The sequence below is a fragment of the Cohnella lupini genome, assembly GCF_003386205.1.
Taxonomy (GTDB): Bacteria; Bacillota; Bacilli; order Paenibacillales; family Paenibacillaceae; genus Cohnella; species Cohnella lupini.
The window spans coordinates 1-20091 of the sequence record NZ_QRDY01000018.1; the positions used below are offsets into that span (position 1 = coordinate 1).

The window sequence follows — 20091 nt, forward strand, 5'->3', positions numbered from 1 at the left end:
ATCTCTCCACCAGTTGCCCGTCAGCTACGAGGCGACTTGGCTCTTACCTCGACCGGACTTCCACCGGCTAGTTGTGCCTAGCTTGGCTAGGCGCGCTATGTCCAAAAAACCCGACCGCTTACGGCCGAGTTTTTCGATAGAACAGCCCATCATCTATTTTCCATTAAATAGACTATCCCATGGCAAGCTTGCAGCAAAGTCAGCGTATTGCTTATTGCTCTCTTCTTTCCAAACCAAACCGATGCCAGTTCCATCGAATACTCCTTTTACTAACCGAGCGTAATACGTTACCCCATTATTAATAAATAATACGTTAACCATTTTATTCTCGCCATCGATTTCAAAGACTTTATATTCTTTATCGTCGATTGAAAAAGCCTCTCCAGCTACCTTATTTCCGTTTATATCACGCGTTTCGTAGTCATCCTTGCTAACAGTAATGCCTATGCAATCTTGATCGGACTCCATGCAGTAGGACAAATTAATGTCTATAATATCATCTAAATTTAATTCCTTGTTCCATTTCATAACCTTATTGGATTCCGCTGTAGCTGCTACTTCTTTATTTATCGAGTTCATATCAACATTAATATTACCGTTAATGAAAGAATAGCCATTAATTGAACTTAGCAAGTTGAAGTTTGCAAATTCTTAGCCTGCTGCTTCAACCGTCTCGAACTTAAAATGATCTTGATATACGAACAGGTTACGATTGGATTTCCACTCGTACATTCCATATTCTTTAAAGTTCAGCCTTGCTTTTATTTCTTCGGTAAGCTTATGCATTTCTGTTATTTCATCTTCAGCCATTTGTGGTGCGGTTTCAGGAATTGCATTCTCGCTAATGCTTTGTTCATTGCTAAGAGCATCAATTCCACCACTGTTTTGGCTAATCACAAAATTAAAAATGGCATCAGTAATATTAGCCAATTGTTTATAATCCACATAATCCGGCCTATCCATAATTGAATGAATGTTTGACACTTCCGACTTGCCAATCGTAACTCCAGGAATACTCTTCTCGTTATAAGAGATATGATCACTACCAAATCCATCCATGAGACTCGCTTTTATTCCATGATCGTTAAAGAAACCTTCTAGACTTTTTGACAGACTCTCACTCGTTGCATCCCCTACAATTAAATAATCTCCTTCCCTTACCCCAATCGTATCTAGATTTATGTTAAGGGAATGGCGCCCTCCTTCTAGGCTTTGAACAAAAGCTTTACTTCCCTGCCTATTCGATTCTTCACCATTAAAAGCACAAAATACAATGTCAGCTGCCAACTCATTATTTTCCGAGAATTCCTTCAAACTATTGGCCAAGTGAATCAGTGAACTTATACCTGATGCATTATCACCTGATCCATTAAAGACTTGTTTATTTACTTTCCCTAATGAATCCAAATGTGCAGACAAATAAATCACGTGCTTGTCTGCTTCTTCCGTTGAGGAATTCCCTTTAATTACACCGATTACATTTTGGGCTTCGGTAGATTTTTCTTTATATTTCATTTGAAGCTCAATCTTCTCAATATCGGATCTATGTGTAATCAAATAATCGTATGTGTCGGCGCTTATTTGCAGGATTGGTTTTTTACTATTCATTGTTGGAGATAGCGCTTGAAGTTATCGCTCTTTAGTAATATGAACTTCCCCTCGCTTTGCACCCCTTTTGGCAAATCCCCCATTTGTTCAGTAACGAACACGCTATCTGGCGTTAATTGATCTATTGCCGTTTCTATTAATCCTTGACCTTCGAAGTCGAAGCTAACCTGCTGCTCCAGATAATCCTCTCCATACTCAAACGATTTGGTCTTACCATCGTTAAGAATAACCTGCAATAACATATTTTCGTTATCTAGCACGGTTTGAGAGTAGGGACTCTTAAAGCTATCATTCTCATAATATTCAAGACCGATTTCCTTGAATTCATTTGCAATCATTTCTACAGCCAAATCGTTTCCTTGCGTCCCCGTTAATCGTCCCTCCATTTTTGCGGAAGAGAGTTCCTCCACTATTTCCTTATAGCCTGAGTCCCCCGGACCGCTTTCATTGCTTTCATTAGTACAGCCGTTCATAAGAACAATTAATAATCCAATAATTAATAAATTAAGTAGAGTTTTCATTTGAATTACCCCTCATCCCGCCAGTAAACGACCATTAATTTCATCATATCATCAAAAATATCACAACCTCCTATATATTTACAATCATATTTTATTTTGTAAAACAATAGCTTGAGGAGGAGAAAATACGAATAAAATTCAGCGGTGTTCGAGTATGACATTAATTGTCGTGATTTATTCCTCAATATTTAATAAGTACAATATGTTCTTTAGTTCTTCCAGTAAAAGGTTTTTTTGATCTGCGTTATACTTAAGCCGGAAAAGGAGGACCTGCTCGATAAGTTTGTAAGCGCTTAACTTATTTAATCCTATTAATTCAGGGGGAATGTAACGAATGAGTAGAAAGCTAAGAAGAATCGTCTCGACCTTCCTTGCAGCCGCTTTACTGATCCAGACAGTTTGGCTCGCGCCGGCTGCCGAAGCGGCAGAACCGAATATTCCAGTTCTCTTGTACCATAAGGTAGTAACTAACCCGACAGATGATTGGACTCATACGAGCGTAGATAATTTCAAGAAGCATATGCAATACCTGGACGACAATGGCTACACTACGTTAACTGCCGAACAATATGTTAGTATCCTGAAAGGTGAAGCAGCACCGGAAGATATTCCGGCAAAGCCGATTCTGCTAACGTTCGACGACGCTACGTCTGATTTCGTGGAGAACACGGTGCCGATATTAAACGAGCATGATATGAATGCCGTTCAATTCGTGGTCAGCGGTTGGATCGGCGGCGGCTTCAGTATGTCTCTTGCTCAATTGGAATCGATTGTCGATAACAACCCCAATATCAGCATTCAGAATCATTCTGTGAACCATGATGAGAATATTTGGAATTCTATATCCGAGTCAGATGCTTCAGCAGAAATAGCTACGGCTAATGAATTCATTAAAGGGATTACGGGCAAAGATTCTATTCTATTTGCTTACCCTTACGGCCAGTTTAATGCTAATGCTCAAGCCGCGGCCGCAGATAATGGCATTAAGTATTCCTTTAAAGTAGGGTACCCGAATGAAGGCGATCACGCGATGGGTCGTCACTATATCAAGATGAGTACTACCCTTAGCGAAATCGCCGGTTGGATTGGCGGACCGGCACCGGCAGAAGAGCCGGATACGGTAACGATATATCACGAAGACTTCGATGCGGCTAGCGGCGATGAAACGCAATCGGGAGGCGCCAGTCTGACGCGGGTCTCCGATAAAGTGTTCGCAGGCAATGCTGACGGAAAAGCATTATATGTAAGCAACAGAACGAACGACTATGATGCGGCGGATTTCGAATTCAGCGAATTAGGCATGGAAAACGGCAAAACATACTCGGTAACGGCATCCGTTTATGTTGATGCCGATACGTCTGTGCCGACCGGCGCTCAAGCCGCTCTTCAAACCATTAATAATTTCGGTTGGTTGGCAGGTGTAAACTTTGTAGCCGGAGAAGCTTTAACTTTGACTGCCAAGTATACCGTTAATACCAGCCTTGCGACGAGCCTGCGTTTCCAAACGAATCCCGAAGGGAAAACCGTTCCGTTCTACATTGGAGACATCCTCGTCACGGCCGATATTCCACCGGATACCGGTAATGAGCCAGGAGATTATCACGAAGCTTTCGACACCGCTACCGGAGTTGAGACGCCATCGGGCGGCGCTACCCTGACGCGGGTTGTTGACAAAGTTTTTGACGGCAATGCCGACGGAAAAGCTTTATATATAAGCAACAGAGTTAACAACTATGATGCGGCGGATTTCAAATTCAGCGATTTAGGCATGGAAAACGGCAAAACCTATTTGATAACCGCTAAAGGTTATGTTGACGCTAATGCTACTGTGCCTGCAGGTGCTCAAGCTTGGCTACAAACGATAAACGATTACGGTTTATTGACCGGCGCCAGCTTTGTAGCCGGAGAAGCTTTCACTTTGACTAGTAAGTTTACCGTCGATACCAGTAAGGCAACAAGTCTGCGTTTCCAATCAAACGAGGAAGGGAAGAGCGTTCCGTTCTTCATCGGAGATCTCCTCATTACGGCGGACAGACCGCCGGCATTGAACTTCTCCACGATCGACTTCGAGGATCAAACGGCAGGCGGCTTCCTAGGCAGGGCAGGCACCGAAACTCTGACCGTTACGGATGAAGCCAATCACACCAATAATGGCTCGTACGCTTTGAAAGTAGAGGGCAGATCCAATACTTGGCATGGACCGGCACTACGCGTGGAGAAATATGTGGACCAGGGCTTCGAATATAAGATTTCCTTCTGGGTCAAACTGGTCGAACCCGCGAGCTCACAGCTTCAATTGTCTACGCAGGTCGGTCAAACAACTCCCAGCTTTAATAACCTTACACAAAAAACAATCAGTACCAACGATGGCTGGGTTCAGTTCGAAGGAACCTACCGTTACACCAATGCAAGCAGCGAATATTTAACGATCTATGTGGAGAGTTCGAATAACGCAACGGCATCTTTCTATATCGATGATATTAGCTTTGAGAACACGGGCTCTGGCCCGATCGGCATACAGAAAGATTTAACTCCGATTAAAGAAGCTTATGAGAACGATTTCCTGATCGGAAACGCAGTCTCTTCAGCGGATATGGCTGGCACTAGACTTGAGCTTCTCAAGATGCATCACAATGTCGTCACGGCGGAAAACGCGATGAAACCGGATCAATTGTACGCTACGGATAAAACATTTTCCCCTGGCAATGCGGATGCTCTAGTCGATAAAGCTCTGGCTGAGGGATTACAGGTGCACGGGCATGTACTGGTATGGCATCAGCAGTCGCCGACTTGGTTGAATACGATAACGGATTCGGAAAACAATACGATTCCTCTGGGACGAGACGATGCTCTCGCTAATCTGAAAACCCATATCGAAACGGTCATGGAGCATTTCGGCGACAAGGTCATTTCCTGGGATGTAGTCAACGAAGCGATGAACGATAACCCGTCTAATCCGACCGATTGGAAAGCGGCGCTGCGACAGTCTCCTTGGTATACCGCCATCGGATCCGACTACGTAGAGCAGTCTTTCCTGGCGGCAAGAGAAGTGTTGGATGCGAATCCCGGTTGGGATATCAAGCTTTATTACAATGATTATAACGATGATAATCAGAATAAAGCGCAGGCCATTTACAGCATGGTCAAAGAAATCAACGATAAGTACGCGCTGACGCATCCTGGCAAACTCCTCATCGACGGCGTCGGCATGCAAGGGCACTACAACGTCAACACGAATCCCGAAAACGTAAAATTGTCCTTGGAGAAGTTTATTTCCTTAGGCGTAGAAGTCAGCATTACCGAGCTTGATATCACAGCCGGAAGCAACTCTCAACTTTCCGAGAAGCTTGCGAATGCTCAAGGCTATTTATACGCAGAGTTGTTTAAGATTTATAAGGCTCACGCCGCGAATATCAAACGGGTGACGTTCTGGGGATTGAATGACTCCTCGAGCTGGAGAGCCGCCCAAAATCCGTTGCTGTTCGATAAGGACCTGCAGGCCAAACCGGCCTACTACGGCGTCACCGACCCGGACAAATTTATGGAAGAGCATATTCCTGAATCAACGACCGCTAATCAATCTACCGCTAAATTTGCTACCCCTGCAGTAGATGGAACTGTTGATAGCGCTTGGAGCGAGGCGGCCGAGATACCGATTAATCGGTATCAGATGGCATGGCAAGGCGCAACAGGTGTAGCAAAAGCTCTATGGGATGATCAGAACCTGTATGTATTGATCCAAGTGAGCGACGCGCAGCTCGACAAAACCAGCGCAGCCGCGTACGAACAGGATTCCGTCGAAATTTTCTTAGATCAAAACAACGAAAAAACATCCTCCTATCAAGCTGACGATGGACAATACAGAGTTAACTTTGACAACGAGACTTCCTTCAATCCGACTGGTATCGAAACCGGTTTCGCATCCGCAACCAAGGTTTCCGGAACAAACTACACAGTTGAGGTGAAGATTCCGTTAACGTCAGTTACGCCGGGCAACGACAAGAAGCTGGGCTTTGACGTTCAGATCAATGACGCGAAAGACGGCGCCCGTCAAAGCGTTGCCGCGTGGAACGATACCACCGGCACCGGCTATATGGACACATCCAATTACGGAGAGTTAACCCTCGTCGGCAAAGTCGTAAATTCTGGCGGCGGCAGCGTATATATCCCGTCGACAGGAAGCGTCGTAGATCAAGACGGCGTAGTTACGATCAAGCCTGAAGTGAAGAACGATGGCGGCCGCGTAACGGGCAAAGTGTCCGACGATAATCTGAAGAGAGCGCTGGAGCTTGCCGATCCGGCAGCAAACGGCAAGAAACAAATCGTTATCGACGTTCCGAAGCAATCAGACGTGAAATCGTATGAAGTGCAATTGCCGACTTCGAGCTTGAAAGGCACAGAAAATTTCGTACTCTTACTCTCGACCGAAAATGCAACGATCGAAATTCCAAGCAACATGCTGTCCAATGTGACGGAGACCGCAGAACAAGTATCCATCCGCGTGACCAAAGCTTCTACGGACGGCTTGGATGCAGCTACTCGCGAACGAATCGGAAATCGTCCGGTGCTGGATCTAAATTTGGTAGTCGGTGACAAAGTCGTAGCCTGGAACAACCCGGATGCACCTGTAAAGGTCTCTGTCCCTTACACTCCAACGGCAGAAGAGCTTAGCAACCCGGATTCGATCGTGGTTTGGTACATCGATGGCAAAGGCAATGCGACATCCATCCCGAACGGCCGTTATGATGCGGCAACCGGAACCGTCGTGTTCCAAACGACGCACTTCAGCACCTATGCCGTGACCTCCGTCGTCAAAACCTTCGGAGACCTGAAGAACGTGCCATGGGCGAAGCAAGCGATTGACGCCATGGCAGCTCGCGATGTTATCAAGGGAACTTCTGAGAATAGCTTCGCTCCCTCGGCTTTCATCAAGAGAGCGGACTTCATTGCCCTACTTGTAAGAGCGCTTGAATTGCAAGGAAACGGCAAAGAGGAAGTTATGTTCAGCGACGTCGATGAAACCGCTTATTATTACAATGAGCTGGCTATCGCGAAGGCATTAGGAATCGCCACTGGCATTGGAGACAATACGTTCAATCCGAACGGCAATATCTCTCGTCAAGATATGATGGTGCTTACGGCACGCGCGCTAGCTGAAGCCGGCAAGCACGTCGAAGCCAACGGAGCTTTAGACGCTTATCCCGATGCAGCGAGTATATCCGCTTACGCGAAAAACAGCGTTGCCGGTCTCGTGAAATCCGGGATTGTAAACGGCAAGAACGGCAAGCTTGCGCCTTCAGATACGCTTACCCGCGCTGAAGCCGCAGTCATCCTCTACCGTATCTGGAATTTGTAATCTGTAATCGGTAGGCACAGTCTCTAGAGCCAACTATAAAGAAGAGCCAACCTAATTCGTTAAGGTTGGCTCTTCTTTTCTTCTATTAAGCCCAGTTCCCTTGCCGAAATACAGGCTCGATGGTACCGTCGGGCAGTTCTCCGTCTATATCGAGATCGGCGCAACCGATCATAAAATCGACATGCGTCAGACTTACATTGGCCCCCCGCTCCAGAAGCTCCTCGCTGGTTAGATTCGTCCCGCCTTCCAGATTAACTGGATACGCGCTTCCAAGCGCGAAATGACAGGAAGCGTTCTCGTCGATTCCCGTATTATAAAACACTATGTTCAGGTTCGATATCGGGGAATCGTGCGGCACTAATGCCATCTCTCCAAGGTAAGAGGCACCTTCGTCCGTCTCTAGTAATGAAGTTAAATGCTCGCGACCCGACTCGGCATCGTAAGCAACCACTTTACCGTCCTTGAACGTAAAAGTGATTCCTTCGACGAGCCTTCCGTTCAAATTGAGCGGCAGCGTGCTCTTGACCGTCCCGTTCACGCCGGTACGATGCGGCATAGTGTACACTTCTTCCGTCGGCATATTCGCGACAAAATAGACGCCCTTCTCATTCTCTCCGCCTCCGCCGCGCCAAATATGGCCTTCGGGAAGCGCTACGCGTAAATCCGTTCCCGGCGCGCGATAATGGAGACTCTTGTATCGTTTTGCGTTTAGTAAATTCTGACTCGTCTTCAACCGATCGATATGCTCCCGCCAAGCGGCTATCGGATCTTCGGTATTCACGCGTACCATTCGGAAAATCGCCTCCCACATGGCATCCACTCGTTGCTCTTCCGGAAGGTCGGCGAATACTTTGTTTGCCCATGCGCGAGTTGGGGCTTTGATCAGCGACCAGCTGATTTTGCTACTCCGCGTATAGTTTGAATATTCCTTTCGTGCTATCGCCGCAGACTTTACAGCCGTTGCTACTTTTGAAGAATCGATACCCTGGAAAAGATCCGGATTGGGTACCTTGATATGCAGGATCGCCCCGCCTTCTTCGGCAAACCGCACCATACCATCAGCTAACCACTGCGGATAATACTCGAAGGAATCATCGGACGCATTCTCGTATCGGGCACGGGTAATCGCATCGTCATCCCATTCGACTATGACGAATTTGGCTCCCGCCTCATAAGCTTTCGCTACGATTAATCGCGTTAACTCTGCCGTTTCAATTGGAGAATGTACGATAAGCACTTGCCCCGCTTGAACGTTCACTCCGACCCTAACGACTAATTCGGCATATTTGTTCAACATTTCATCAAAGGCTTCCATTCGTCGAACTCCTCTCTACCCTTCCTTAACACGGCTAACTATTGCCGACAACAAATGAAGCTTATTGACTACAATACCAAATCGCTAAAGGCTTTGCACACTCGGTGAAAGCTCGCCGACCCTTGCTGTCGGTTTTTCTACGCTTCGGCGATCATCTTGTTTACACTTTGATTTCATTCTTGTCAAACTTTGGAGACATCTTTCCCTTATCGTATTTAGAGTAGATACATGCCAAGAAATGAGGGAATCAACTTGAAGAAGATCGCGTGGGCCCTGACAAGTCTAGTATTCCTGCTCGCCGCATGCAGCAACTCTGATAACGACGCGAAACCCTTTACGGAATTATCGCCTGCGAAGCAGCCAACCGACTCTTTGCCGGGAGGACAACTCATTGAAACGAAGAGCTCCGACGGTCCCGTGAAGCTTACGTTCGCCACCTATTTTCTGAGCGACAAGATGAAGTCGGCCGTGAAGAAATACGAAGAGCTGCATCCTAACGTCGAGATCGAGCAGCAAGCTACGCCGTCCTACGGAAAGGATCTAAAAGAAGCGCAGAACCTTAGGGATAAATACGTCACCGTCTCGAATACGGCCATTCTGGCGGGCAAAGGCCCGGATCTGATCGAGTTGGATATTTTGCCGATGGAGACATATGCGAATCGTGATCTTCTCGTCGATCTAAACGAGATGATTAAGGAAAGTTCCTCGTTCCGCCCGCAAGATTATTTCGCCAACGTCCTGGACAACGCGAAGAACGGGGGAAGCCTGTACGGAATGCCGCTGTACTTTTCCCTCGAAGGATTTATAGGCGATGCCGCGGCAATTAGCAAGGCCGGAGTGCCGATCAACGACAGCAATTGGACATGGAATGATTTTGTGGAGGTAGCTCGGCAATTGCAGCAAGAAGGCGAGCACCAACACGCATTGATTAGCGAACCATCCTTTATGCTGACCGAGATGGCCACCGAAAACTTCAGCCATCTCGTTAAGGAGAATAACGGAAAGCAAACATTCGATTCTGATTTATTCGCCAGCCTCATGAATCAAGTTAAAGGGATGTTCGACGACGGCTTGTTGTTCGACATGCTCAAGGACGGAGGCGGCAGAGGAAGCACGGCTACTAGCAACACGAAGGCATATTTCAACGAATTTCCGATAGACTCCTTTGAAATTTATTTGTCGGACGGTTTTGCCGAACACACGAAGCTGTACACGAAGCCTCATCCGCAAGATATCGGCGCCGGGGGCTATTTCAACACGTTCGGCACGGTAGGCATAAACGCTAACTCTCCCCATAAGCAGGAGGCATGGGAGTTTATCCAATATCTCATAAGCGACGAAGCACAGTCGTCTGCCGCTGCGTCTACAGACACCCGGGGGTTCCCGATTAACAAGATAGCTTACGATTCGTTGGTCGACAAGTTGAAACAAGCGGGCACTATTCAAGGGATCGCCGTCGACAACGAAAAGCTGGATCTGCTAAAAGATCATTTAACGAAAGCCGTTCACTGGGTGCGTACGCCCTCGAAAATAGACGAGACGATCATGAAGGAAGCCCAAGCCTTCTTCAGCGGGCAGAAACCGGCGACGGAAGTCGCGAAGCTCGTTCAGAGCAAAGTCAACCTCATCCTTAACGAATAAACGGCGACAAGGACTCTCCTCTTCGTCTGACAACTCGGATAGAGCAAAAATCGCTATTGAATCTTCATAATAGCCGTGCGTGGCACGGTTATTTCGGATGTGGAGGTTCTTTCTTCATAATAGCCGTGCGTGGCACGGTTATATCGGCTGTGGAGGGTACTTTCTTCATAATAGCCGTGCGTGGCACGGTTATTATGGCTGTGGGAGGTTCTTTCTGCATAATAGCCGTGCGTGGCACGGTTATTTCGGCTGTGGGAGGTTCTTTCTGCAAAATAGCCGTGCGTGGCACGGTTATTTCGGCTGTGGAGGGTACTTTCTTCATAATAGCCGTGCGTGGCACGGTTATTTCGGCTGTGGGAGGTTCTTTTCGCAAAATAGCCGTGCGTGGCACGGTTATTTCGGCTGTGGGAGGTTCTTTCTGCATAATAGCCGTGCGTGCCACGGTTATTTCGGCCGTGGGATTTAGGAGGCCTAACGTAGACAACTTGTTTACAAGCCCATGATATCGCGGCGATATCTCTGCTATATATTTGGTAGATTCCAGTATTTTAATTAAGGAGAAAGAAGATGATAGCGATGAAAAAAACGAGTTGGATCAGCGTTTGCCTGCTGCTGTTTCTTTCCGCTTGTAGTCCCTCGAATAGTGACCAAGGCGATTCAAAGCCTTCGCAGGAATCGACGATAGACGAAACGGGATCTAACAGCGCGGGACCGAACAGCGAGGAATCGAACGGCACGGAAGCGCCAGACGAAAGCGAACCCGCGAAGCTTGTGTTTTCCACTTATTATTTAACCGATCAACTAAAGACGGCAGTAACGAAATACGAACAGCTCCATCCCAATATCGAAATCGAGCTTCAGTCCGGAACGGCTTCTGGTAAAGACCTGAACGATATGCTCTTGAATCAGGAGAAATACATCACGACTACCAATACGTCCCTATTAGCCGGCAAAGGCCCGGATCTGATCGAAATGGATCTGTTTCCCGCAGAAAAGTACATGAAGCGCGGCCTGCTTGTCAATCTGGACGACCAGATGAAGCAAGATTCCTCGTTCACGAAAGAGAATTATTTCTCCAATATTCTGGATTATTCGAAGATCGACGGAGGGCTTTATGGAGCGCCGCTTTATTTCTCCCTTGAAGGGCTGTTCGGCGATTCGGAGGCGATCTCGAAAACAGGCGTCGAATTCGACGACAAAAACTGGACGATGGATGAATTCGTTAAAGTAATGAAACAGTTGAAGCAAACAGGCGACCGGGATTATGCTTTTAACGGCATCCCCGACGATTTGCTGCTGTCCATGGCAAAGGAAAATTACTCCACGCTCGTCACCGTATCCAATAAGAACTCAAATTTCAATCAAACGGAGTTTGCCAACATGATGAAGCAGGTGAGGTCGTTATTCGTTGATGGCGTCGTGTACGATATTTATAAGGAAAAAGGCCTTCCCACCGCTCCCGGCGTTGCCGGTTCCGGCGGCACTTACATGGATTCCTATTTCTACGAAGCGAGTATCTCCTCGCCAGGCGACTATCTCACGAACACCTCGGCTAGCTATTCAAACCCTTTTATGGGCAAAAAGTTTACGAAACCGAAATTGTATACGAAACCGCACCCGAAAAACGCAGAATCCGGTAGCTATTTCTCCACCTTCGGAACCGTCGGTATCACCTCTTCCTCGCCGCATAAGAAAGAAGCATGGGAATTCCTTAAATTTCTGATGACGGATGAATCCATGCAATCTTATACCGACAACGAAGGTCGCGGCTTCGGACTTCCGATCAATCAAACGGCTTATAACAAGCTAGTGCAACAGTTAGAAGCTGCCGGAACGATTCAAACAGCCAATTCCACCTCCGTGAAGGTTGACAGCGCTTCGCTTGCCGCATTGCGCGACTATATTCTAGGGGCTACGCATCACGTCAATACGCAGTCGAAATTCAACGAGATTATCACCAAAGAAACCAAGGCTTTCTTTGCCGGTCAGAAATCCGCGGACAATGTAGCCAAACTAGTTCAAAGCAAAATGAATCTTTATCTGAACGAATAAGAAGGAAGGCTACTGGAGAATATCCGGTAGCCTTCCTTCTTATTCCACTAAACTGAAGACATATTCAATAGGTTCTAATAATGTCCTCGATGCAGTTCATTAGCTTGTCGAATTCCGACAGCGCAAGCTCCGGATCGCGAGCCGCAATCCCCGCGAACATCGTGTGATGATACTCGTACGTTTCGTCGAAGAGCCTCGTATCGCCAAGCGGTTCATTGAAAAACTTTTCGTATAAGACGGAGAACGACTCGAGCACGCCGTACAAAATCGTATTCCCCGCCGCCTTCATAATTCCGCGGTGAAAAGCCAAGTCGATTTGGGCGGTATGCTCCCCTGCCTCTTTCAGTTTAGCGTATTCGTTCAAGCATTCCGTCAATTCTTCGATCTGCGCTTGAGTAATCCGCTTAGCCGCCAATTCGACCGCCTTGCCTTCCAGCGCCCGACGAACCTCTAAGATCGAGAGCAAAAATTGCTTCTCTTTTTCTATTTTGATTTTGCCGGCAAATCGATAAGTTCCTACATCGCGGACGTAAATCCCTTTTCCGTTGACGACGGTGATGGCATCGATCGCTTCAAGATAACGGAGCGCTTCGCGAAGCGAAGAGCGGCCTACGCCGAACATATTCGTCATCGCCTCGACCGACGGAAGCTTGTCCCCTTCTCGCAGCTCCTTTTCTTCGATATAATTTTGAATTTCCTGCGACACCAATTCGGGCATCGTTTGTTTTTGGATTTTTGCCACTGCGGGTCACTCCTTGTTACTTTAATTAATCGGCGCTAACGCCTTCGTCGGTCAATGACATGGCCGCCCAGGTCCGATCCATATCTAGGATCAGATCGTCGACGCTCTCCAGCCCGATATGCAGACGAACCAAGCTGCGGGCTTCCGTCACGCAACCCGCATTGGCCGGATTGACCGTGACGAGCGATTCGAATCCGCCCCAGCTAACGCCGATTTTGAATAGTCTAAGCCGGCTCGCCCATTGTCGCATGATTTCATGCGGCACATCGGATTCAAATGAGAAGAGTCCGCTAGAACCGCTCATTTGTTGTTGTCCAAGCGCATACTGCGGATGTGATGAGAGCGCGGGATGATTGACTCGCAGCACGTACGACTGGCTAACCATATGAGCCGCGACCGCCAGCGCGCTGCGCTCATGCCGTTCCATCCGCAGGGGCAGCGTACGCAAGCAACGGGTGACCTGCGCTGCGGTATACGCCGTCATAATTCCCCCGAACAGCATATATTCATCCTCGGCAATCCGGCTAATGAGTCGCTCGGAGCCTAGCACGACACCGGCGACGCTGTCGCTTTGCCCGGAAATGTATTTCGTGATGGAGTGAACGACGAGATCGATGCCCAGCTCTAGGGGGCGCTGGAATACCGGCGTCGCCCAGGAGTTGTCGATTATGGTGACGATTCCGCGGCTGCGGGCGAGCTCCGCGCAAGCAGCCAAGTCCTGCAGTTGGAACAGCATCGACGTCGGGCTTTCCAAATAGATCAGCTTGGTTTCCGGACGAATGGCTGAACGAATGTTGTCCAGCGAACGTCCATCCACCAACGACGATTCGATGCCGAAGCGCTTTAGGTAACCGGTCACGAACTCTCTTGTCGGACCGTATGCCTGATCCACGCAGACGATATGGTCGCCCGTCTTGACATTGGATAGGATCGCCGCCGTAATGGCGGCCATTCCCGAAGCAAAACACTTCGCCGTCTCCGCGCGTTCCAGTTCAGCCAGCTTATCCTCTAAATACCGCACGGTCGGGTTATTTCCCCGAGAATAGACATGAGAGATCCGCGAATTCCGCGTAGCCTCCTCGAACTTGTCGTACGACTCGAAAGCGAACAAGCTGGATTGATAGATCGGAATATTAATGGACCCGTGATGCCTATCATCGACGGCATCGTGAGATGTCGACGTATACTGCCATTCTCGCTCGTTCTTATCTGTCATCTTCTATGTTCCTTTCCATATATCGTTACCTTATCCCTTGACGGCGCCCTGCGTCAAACCTTCAACGATGAAGCGTTGCGCGATGGCAAACAATGCGATTGTCGGGATAACGGACAAGACGGTACCGGCAGACATAGCGCCCCAATCGACGTCGAATTTCATCACGAATGAATTCATCGCCACGGGTAGCGTCTTCAGCGATTCGTTGTCTATAAACAGGACGGCCATGAACAACTCGTTCCAGTTCTGCACGAACGCGAAAATAAAAGTGGCCGCGATCCCATTCATCATAACGGGCATAATGACGCGAATAAGCGCCGACAAACGGGAGCAGCCGTCGATCATCGCCGCCTCTTCAAGGCTGGACGGAATCCGTTCGAAGAACCCTTTGAGCAATATCGTCGAGAACGGGATCAAGCCCACGGTATACATCAAAATGAGGGAATACCGCGTATTAATCAAATCCAGTCTACTCATAAGCAAATATAGAGGAGCGAGCGCCACGAAGCCCGGTAGCATCTGGGTCAGGAAGAAGCCCAGCATCACCTGACGATGGCTGCGGAATTTGTACCGGGCCAGTACGTAGGCGCTAAGAACCGCGATGCAGCAAACAATCAAGGCAGCGCTTAGGGAAATCAGCAAGCTGTTTGCTATATAGACGTGGAATTTGGAAATTTTAATGATGTTAATATAATTTTCAAAGGTCAGCTCGCTTGGCCAATATTTCAGCGGGAACGAGAAAATTTCTTTTTGCGGCTTCAGCGACGTAATGACGATCCAATAGAGCGGAAACACCATAAAAATGAGATAGAGAGCCAAGAAGACGACCTTCGAACCTTTCATCAGGTGTCTCTTCATATTAAAAGTCCCCCATTTTCGCTGATCTCGTTACCGACAAATAAAAGATCGTGTAGAGCAGAAGGATGCCGATCATCACGATTCCGATGGCGGAAGCCGCTCCGTAATCGCCGCCGTACATAATCTTGTCGAGCATTAACGAAGACAGAATATGAGTCGAGCCCGCAGGTCCTCCGTTCGTCAACCCGTATATTATCGATGGATCGTTGAATATCCAGATCGCGCGCAACAGCGTTGTCGTAATTACCGTCGGCATAATGTAAGGCATCGTGATGTTAAACAGCTTACGCGCGCCGCTCGCACCGTCCATGCTTCCCGCTTCGTACAGCTCCGACGGCACCGATTGCAGCGCGGCCAGCAGCATGATCGCGAAAAAAGCGATGCCATACCAGACGTTCGCGATAATGACCGATGTCATCGCCCAATTCGGATCCGACAAGAAACCGATTCGCTCCTGAATAATGCCGGTGCGCAGCAGCAAATCGTTGATGACCCCGATCTGCGAGTTGAACATCCACTTCCAGATCAACCCGATCAGAAATCCGGACAACGCCCATGAATAAAAAACAAAGCCCTGAAAAATTCCCCGCCCGCGGAATCGCTTGCTTAACATAAGCGCGACCGTCAATCCGATCGTAAATTGCAAAATGAGAGAGATGAACACCCAATAGGCGCTATTGACCGCTGCATGTTTGAATTTCGGATCGTTAAATATGTTCTTGAAGTTGTCCAAGCCGATGAAACGGACGTTGGTCAGGTCGAAGAGTTGATAGTTTTGAAACGCCATCACAATGCCGCGCAAGAACGGATAGTACGTAAATGCCAGCACCAGTATCAGCGTCGGCAACAAGCTGAAGAAGATGAATCCGCGCGGCGAATTACGGAAACCTGCCTGAAATCGTCCGATAATAGAAGGATGATCGTCTTTCATGAATCGCACCGCCTTTACTCATAAAATGGTAAACGATGGGGGCTGCCCGCCACCCATCGTCCTTTAACATCCCATTTATTTTATTTTAAATTCGCTCTCTGATCCGCCCAGAACTGATCCCATTTTTTCAAAGTATCTTCTACCGACACCTGCCCTAGCAGCATCGACTGACCGGTTTCCATCGCCACTTGACCCCATTGGCCCGTGCCCGGGTACTTCGTGTTTGCTTTCAGGTTAACGAATTCGTCCGGCTTGCTAGACATTTCAAGCAACGATTTATACAAATCCGTTTGGAAGAACGGATCGTTGCTTGCCGTAGAGTGGATTGGAATGAGTGCGGTCTTCTGAGCGAAATAAGTATTTTGTTCCGGACTCGACAGGAACGAGATAAGCTTGAACGCCTCGTCCTTATGCTTCGAATATTTGGTAATCCCCCATCCGCCGCCGCCGGTTGCCGTAAACGCCTTGCCGCTTGGTCCTTTCGGCATTGGGGCCGTGCCGATTGTGCTGACATCCATCTTTTCCATCAGCGCCGGGATAGCGTCCGGGTCTTGCAGCAGGATGCCGGTGACTCCCGACGTGAACGCTTGAACCTGCTCTTGGTAGCCCCAGTTGATCGAATCCTTCGGAGAACCTTCTTTGTACAGTTTTACATACAGATCAACGGCTTTCTTCGCCTCCGGCGTCGAATACATCGTCTTGCCATCCGTCAAGAACATCGAATCCTCATGATCGATACGATCGAAGTTGGCGTTAAGAATGATCGTATCCGGAACGCTGTTAGCTCCTGCTCCCCCGCGGAATGAGAAGCCGAAACGGTTCTTGCTTGGATCCGTCAGCTTGACCGCGGCCGCCACCATTTCTTCGTAGTTCTTCGGCGGCTCAATGCCTAGCTCCTGGAACCAGTCTTTGCGATAGAACATTTGACGCTGGTACATGCCGTTCGTAATAAAGTACAGCTTATCGTTAAGCGTTGCGACCGATTTGGCCACGTCGACCTCGGTTGCGTAATCCGGCCAGTCCTTTACGTAATCATTAAGAGGCTCGAGATAGTCGTTATTAGCAAATTCAGAAACGGTAAGGTCGCGTACTTCCAATACGTCGAGATCCTGCTTAGCTCCGAGAATCGTCTTGATTTTGTTGTCGGCTTGGTCGAAAGGGGGGGAAATCAACTCGACAGTAATATTCGGATTCGCCGTTTCGAATTTGGAAATCATCTCTTTCAAAACGGTTGTGCGACCGGGACTAGTCAAGCTTTCGATCATCCGCAACGTGACTTTCTTTCCGCTCCCGCCGTTGCTGCTGCAACCTGCCATAACGCTCAAGAGCAGAACGCCTGCAATTGCAACGAGCAACATCCTTTTCCCTTTTTTTGCCGCCATTGAAATAACCTCCTTTTAATAACAAGCCTCCAACTCATCCGGCATTCTCGTATGTATCACCCAAGCATGCATCTTAGCATTCAGCCTGTATGATAGGTACAATTGTAAATGGCAACGCTTTAATTTTCAATAATTTTCTTTTAATTCGCAATATTATTTTATTTCTGAATATTCGGATGATATTAGAAGTCGCTAAATACCGGAAAACGCTCACGAAGGGAATATTTCGTGCATCTCCCAACTATTCACCCGAAGTCACTATCGTTACTCGATTATTCATGCCTCTCCCCACTACTCTTTCCTGCATGTCCTTACTGGGCAATACCCTCGGCACGTTCTTGAGCTCAATTCTTTTCTTTCGGAAGTTTCAAGCCAGCCTCCTCAACCCGGACAATGGTATCCCTGAGGGGACTATGGCGATGCAGCCAAGGTGGTTCGCTCTCCTCTTAGTCAGGAAAACCGACTTTGGCGTTGTAGCCCGGTGGCTCTCTCTCCCCATGGTCGGAAATTCCGACTATGGCGTTGTAGCCCGGTAGTTTGCTCTTCTCATGGTCGGAAAATCCGACTATGGCGGTGTAGCCCAGTGGTTTGCTCTCCTCATGGTCGGAAAATCCGACTATGGCGGTGTAGCCCGGTGGTTTGCTCTCCTCATGGTCGGAAAATCCGACTATGGCGTTGTAGCACGGTGGCTCTCTCTCCCCATGGTCGGAAAATCCGACTATGGCGATGTAGCCCGGTGGTTTGCTCTCCTCATGGTCGGGAAAACCGACTTTGGCGATGAAGCCTCGAGGATTGTTCTCCTCATGGTCGGAAAATCCGACTATGGCGGTGCATCCCGGTGGCTCGCTCTCCCCATGGTCGGGAAAACCGACTTTGGCGATGAAGCCTCGAGGATTGCTCTCCTCAAGGTCGTAAATTCCGACTATGGCGGTGCACCCCCGGTGGGGGCTGATGGAACAATAATTTTTCAGCATCCTCTCGAATGCTTTGCGAACCTGCTCCTTGTCCTCGCCCGACTACCGCAAGATAAGAACGCCGTCCACGTTGTCCGCGAACGACAGCCAGCTGTAGAAGTTCTGCCTCGACGTGAAATGGCACCACATCTTTTCCCAGACGCTCTCCTCGGCGGTGTAGAACTCTTGCCTAGTTCCCGAAGCGATCAGAACCAGGTCTCCGCTGTTGCATTCGAACGTTTGCGGCACTTTCTCGATGATTCCGATGCCGGAGACGATATACATCATCAGCCAATCGCGCGTTCCCTTGGGACGATGGCAGAAGTAGCCGAATTCCTTCCGGTACAATTTCGCGCCGACAACCGCGAATCCGCCGGAAATAGCGGGTATTCCTTTGGGGAAGATTATTGATAGCCGTCCTTTTCTGATATCCTATACTTCAAGAGGACTACGAACTCCGCGACTTCCGAATTTCCAATTCGACAACACGAAGGAATGAAATAGATGAATTTCACTGCATGGTCACATGAGGTCGAAGCCTATGATTTAAGCAGTTGTATCATTCATTACCAAGGAGAGCCCATCTATCATTATGAAAAGTCGGAGCAAGCTTCTTCCCGGCTAATGCCCATTAACTCCTGCACCAAAAGCGTACTATCGGCGCTTATCTGCATAGCTATGGAACAAGGACTTGTTGCTTCAACGGATACGTTAATATCGCGCTATTTTCCTCAACTGCTCAACGATAAAGACGCGCGCAAGAAAAGCATTACGCTCGAGCATCTGCTGACGCTGACGGCCGGGTTCCGGTGGAATGAATTCGGGGGATTAAACTCCTTTCCCCAAATGTCCCGATCGCCGGATTGGATAAGTTATGTTCTAGAGCAACCCCTGTCCGACGAACCCGGTACCAGGATGGTTTACAATTCCGGCGTCTCGCAATTATTGGCCGCTATATTAGCGCAAGCAACGGGTATGGACATCGCCCGATATGCCGAGCTTAATCTCTTCTCCCCGCTTGGCATCGAACAATATGATTGGAAACGCGATCCTCAGGGGATTCATACCGGGGGATTCGGATTGCAGCTTACCGCGCACGATATGCTGAAATTCGGACTTCTTTATTTGCATCAAGGGGTCTGGAATCATCGACAGCTCATTTCCCGCTCTCTTGTAGAGCGTTCAACGAAGCCTGCCATTGCCGTTAAGGCACCCGAACGGGGCTTCTATGGCTGGCATTGGTGGAGCGAATCCGTTAGCGAACTCGACTTCTATTACGCTCGGGGATTCGGAGGACAATTCATTATTATCGTGCCGACTCTTGATGCCGTCGTCGTCCTGACTCGCAAGCAACGCAAGAAGGGGCTGATGCCGCTGGATCTCTTCCGACAACGAATTGCTCCGTTCTTGATCGAAGTTCACGCTGCCGGCTTGAGTTAATCAATTTGTAAAAAAAACATCTCCATACGTTATACTCATAGTGAAAGCAAGAAAAAATCATTGGAGGTCGTTCATG

General features: G+C 48.4%; 15 protein-coding genes. 4 read left to right on the plus strand and 11 right to left on the minus strand.

Annotated elements, in window-relative coordinates; genetic code table 11:
* Positions 1 to 153 precede the first annotated feature (153 nt).
* From DFP95_RS21930 to DFP95_RS21940, 3 genes are all read right to left on the minus strand, one after another.
* Entirely contained in the window at positions 154 to 528 is a 375-nt protein-coding gene (locus DFP95_RS21930) for a hypothetical protein (RefSeq protein WP_147304206.1), read from the minus strand.
* 123 nt (positions 529 to 651) lie between these two features.
* Positions 652 to 1515, minus strand: a complete 864-nt coding sequence (locus DFP95_RS21935) for a M28 family metallopeptidase (RefSeq protein WP_181907560.1) — start codon at positions 1513 to 1515, stop codon at positions 652 to 654.
* Between the two features lie 89 nt (positions 1516 to 1604).
* Positions 1605 to 2129 carry a zinc-binding metallopeptidase family protein gene (locus DFP95_RS21940; protein WP_115994844.1) on the minus strand — a complete coding sequence of 175 codons (525 nt, stop codon included), beginning with the start codon at positions 2127 to 2129 and terminating at the stop codon, positions 1605 to 1607.
* Positions 2130 to 2463: 334 nt separating this feature from the next.
* Between DFP95_RS21940 and DFP95_RS21945 the strand changes: the two genes are divergently transcribed.
* Positions 2464 to 7485, plus strand: coding sequence for an endo-1,4-beta-xylanase (locus DFP95_RS21945; RefSeq protein ID WP_115994845.1), 5022 nt, complete (start codon positions 2464 to 2466; stop codon positions 7483 to 7485).
* Positions 7486 to 7570: 85 nt separating this feature from the next.
* Here DFP95_RS21945 and DFP95_RS21950 read toward each other — a convergent pair whose 3' ends face one another.
* Complete coding sequence (locus tag DFP95_RS21950) at positions 7571 to 8800, minus strand: aminopeptidase (protein WP_115994846.1); 1230 nt, start codon at positions 8798 to 8800, stop codon at positions 7571 to 7573.
* A gap of 228 nt (positions 8801 to 9028) precedes the next feature.
* Between DFP95_RS21950 and DFP95_RS21955 the strand changes: the two genes are divergently transcribed.
* Positions 9029 to 10441, plus strand: coding sequence for an extracellular solute-binding protein (locus tag DFP95_RS21955; RefSeq protein ID WP_115994847.1), 1413 nt, complete (start codon positions 9029 to 9031; stop codon positions 10439 to 10441).
* Between the two features lie 567 nt (positions 10442 to 11008).
* The gene (locus DFP95_RS21965; RefSeq protein WP_115994849.1) at positions 11009 to 12493 is read left to right on the plus strand and encodes an ABC transporter substrate-binding protein; all 1485 of its coding nucleotides are present in this window, start codon (positions 11009 to 11011) and stop codon (positions 12491 to 12493) included.
* A gap of 64 nt (positions 12494 to 12557) precedes the next feature.
* Here DFP95_RS21965 and DFP95_RS21970 read toward each other — a convergent pair whose 3' ends face one another.
* The 7 genes from DFP95_RS21970 to DFP95_RS22000 all read right to left on the minus strand — a co-directional run bounded on the left by DFP95_RS21970 (position 12558) and on the right by DFP95_RS22000 (position 18923).
* Positions 12558 to 13235: a FadR/GntR family transcriptional regulator gene (locus DFP95_RS21970; protein WP_245987848.1), complete on the minus strand. Its 678-nt coding sequence runs from the start codon at positions 13233 to 13235 to the stop codon at positions 12558 to 12560.
* A gap of 25 nt (positions 13236 to 13260) precedes the next feature.
* The gene (locus DFP95_RS21975; protein ID WP_115994850.1) at positions 13261 to 14451 is read right to left on the minus strand and encodes a trans-sulfuration enzyme family protein; all 1191 of its coding nucleotides are present in this window, start codon (positions 14449 to 14451) and stop codon (positions 13261 to 13263) included.
* Positions 14452 to 14481: 30 nt separating this feature from the next.
* Positions 14482 to 15309, minus strand: a complete 828-nt coding sequence (locus DFP95_RS21980; RefSeq protein ID WP_115994851.1) for a carbohydrate ABC transporter permease — start codon at positions 15307 to 15309, stop codon at positions 14482 to 14484.
* 1 nt (position 15310) lies between these two features.
* On the minus strand, positions 15311 to 16240 hold the full coding sequence (locus tag DFP95_RS21985; RefSeq protein WP_115994852.1) for a carbohydrate ABC transporter permease: 930 nt from the start codon (positions 16238 to 16240) through the stop codon (positions 15311 to 15313).
* Positions 16241 to 16320: 80 nt separating this feature from the next.
* Complete coding sequence (locus DFP95_RS21990) at positions 16321 to 17622, minus strand: ABC transporter substrate-binding protein (protein WP_115994853.1); 1302 nt, start codon at positions 17620 to 17622, stop codon at positions 16321 to 16323.
* Between the two features lie 446 nt (positions 17623 to 18068).
* Positions 18069 to 18596: a hypothetical protein gene (locus DFP95_RS21995; protein ID WP_115994854.1), complete on the minus strand. Its 528-nt coding sequence runs from the start codon at positions 18594 to 18596 to the stop codon at positions 18069 to 18071.
* Positions 18597 to 18638: 42 nt separating this feature from the next.
* The gene (locus DFP95_RS22000) at positions 18639 to 18923 is read right to left on the minus strand and encodes a hypothetical protein (protein WP_115994855.1); all 285 of its coding nucleotides are present in this window, start codon (positions 18921 to 18923) and stop codon (positions 18639 to 18641) included.
* Between the two features lie 156 nt (positions 18924 to 19079).
* On the opposite strand from DFP95_RS22000, the gene DFP95_RS22005 reads away from it, so the two are divergent.
* Positions 19080 to 20015 carry a serine hydrolase domain-containing protein gene (locus DFP95_RS22005; RefSeq protein WP_115994856.1) on the plus strand — a complete coding sequence of 312 codons (936 nt, stop codon included), beginning with the start codon at positions 19080 to 19082 and terminating at the stop codon, positions 20013 to 20015.
* Positions 20016 to 20091 lie beyond the last annotated feature (76 nt).

What these genes read in the sequence shown, in the direction of transcription:
- DFP95_RS21940 (WP_115994844.1), bottom strand. Translation starts at nt 2,129, where the DNA reads ATGAAAACTCTACTTAATTTATTAATTATTGGATTATTAATTGTTCTT.
- DFP95_RS21965 (WP_115994849.1), top strand. Translation starts at nt 11,009, where the DNA reads ATGATAGCGATGAAAAAAACGAGTTGGATCAGCGTTTGCCTGCTGCTG.
- DFP95_RS21955 (WP_115994847.1), top strand. Translation starts at nt 9,029, where the DNA reads ATGCCAAGAAATGAGGGAATCAACTTGAAGAAGATCGCGTGGGCCCTG.
- DFP95_RS21945 (WP_115994845.1), top strand. Translation starts at nt 2,464, where the DNA reads ATGAGTAGAAAGCTAAGAAGAATCGTCTCGACCTTCCTTGCAGCCGCT.
- DFP95_RS22005 (WP_115994856.1), top strand. Translation starts at nt 19,080, where the DNA reads ATGAATTTCACTGCATGGTCACATGAGGTCGAAGCCTATGATTTAAGC.
- DFP95_RS21990 (WP_115994853.1), bottom strand. Translation starts at nt 17,622, where the DNA reads ATGGCGGCAAAAAAAGGGAAAAGGATGTTGCTCGTTGCAATTGCAGGC.
- DFP95_RS21930 (WP_147304206.1), bottom strand. Translation starts at nt 528, where the DNA reads ATGAAATGGAACAAGGAATTAAATTTAGATGATATTATAGACATTAAT.
- DFP95_RS21980 (WP_115994851.1), bottom strand. Translation starts at nt 15,309, where the DNA reads ATGAAGAGACACCTGATGAAAGGTTCGAAGGTCGTCTTCTTGGCTCTC.
- DFP95_RS21985 (WP_115994852.1), bottom strand. Translation starts at nt 16,240, where the DNA reads ATGAAAGACGATCATCCTTCTATTATCGGACGATTTCAGGCAGGTTTC.
- DFP95_RS21950 (WP_115994846.1), bottom strand. Translation starts at nt 8,800, where the DNA reads ATGGAAGCCTTTGATGAAATGTTGAACAAATATGCCGAATTAGTCGTT.
- DFP95_RS21995 (WP_115994854.1), bottom strand. Translation starts at nt 18,596, where the DNA reads ATGCTGAAAAATTATTGTTCCATCAGCCCCCACCGGGGGTGCACCGCC.
- DFP95_RS21975 (WP_115994850.1), bottom strand. Translation starts at nt 14,451, where the DNA reads ATGACAGATAAGAACGAGCGAGAATGGCAGTATACGTCGACATCTCAC.
- DFP95_RS21935 (WP_181907560.1), bottom strand. Translation starts at nt 1,515, where the DNA reads ATGAAATATAAAGAAAAATCTACCGAAGCCCAAAATGTAATCGGTGTA.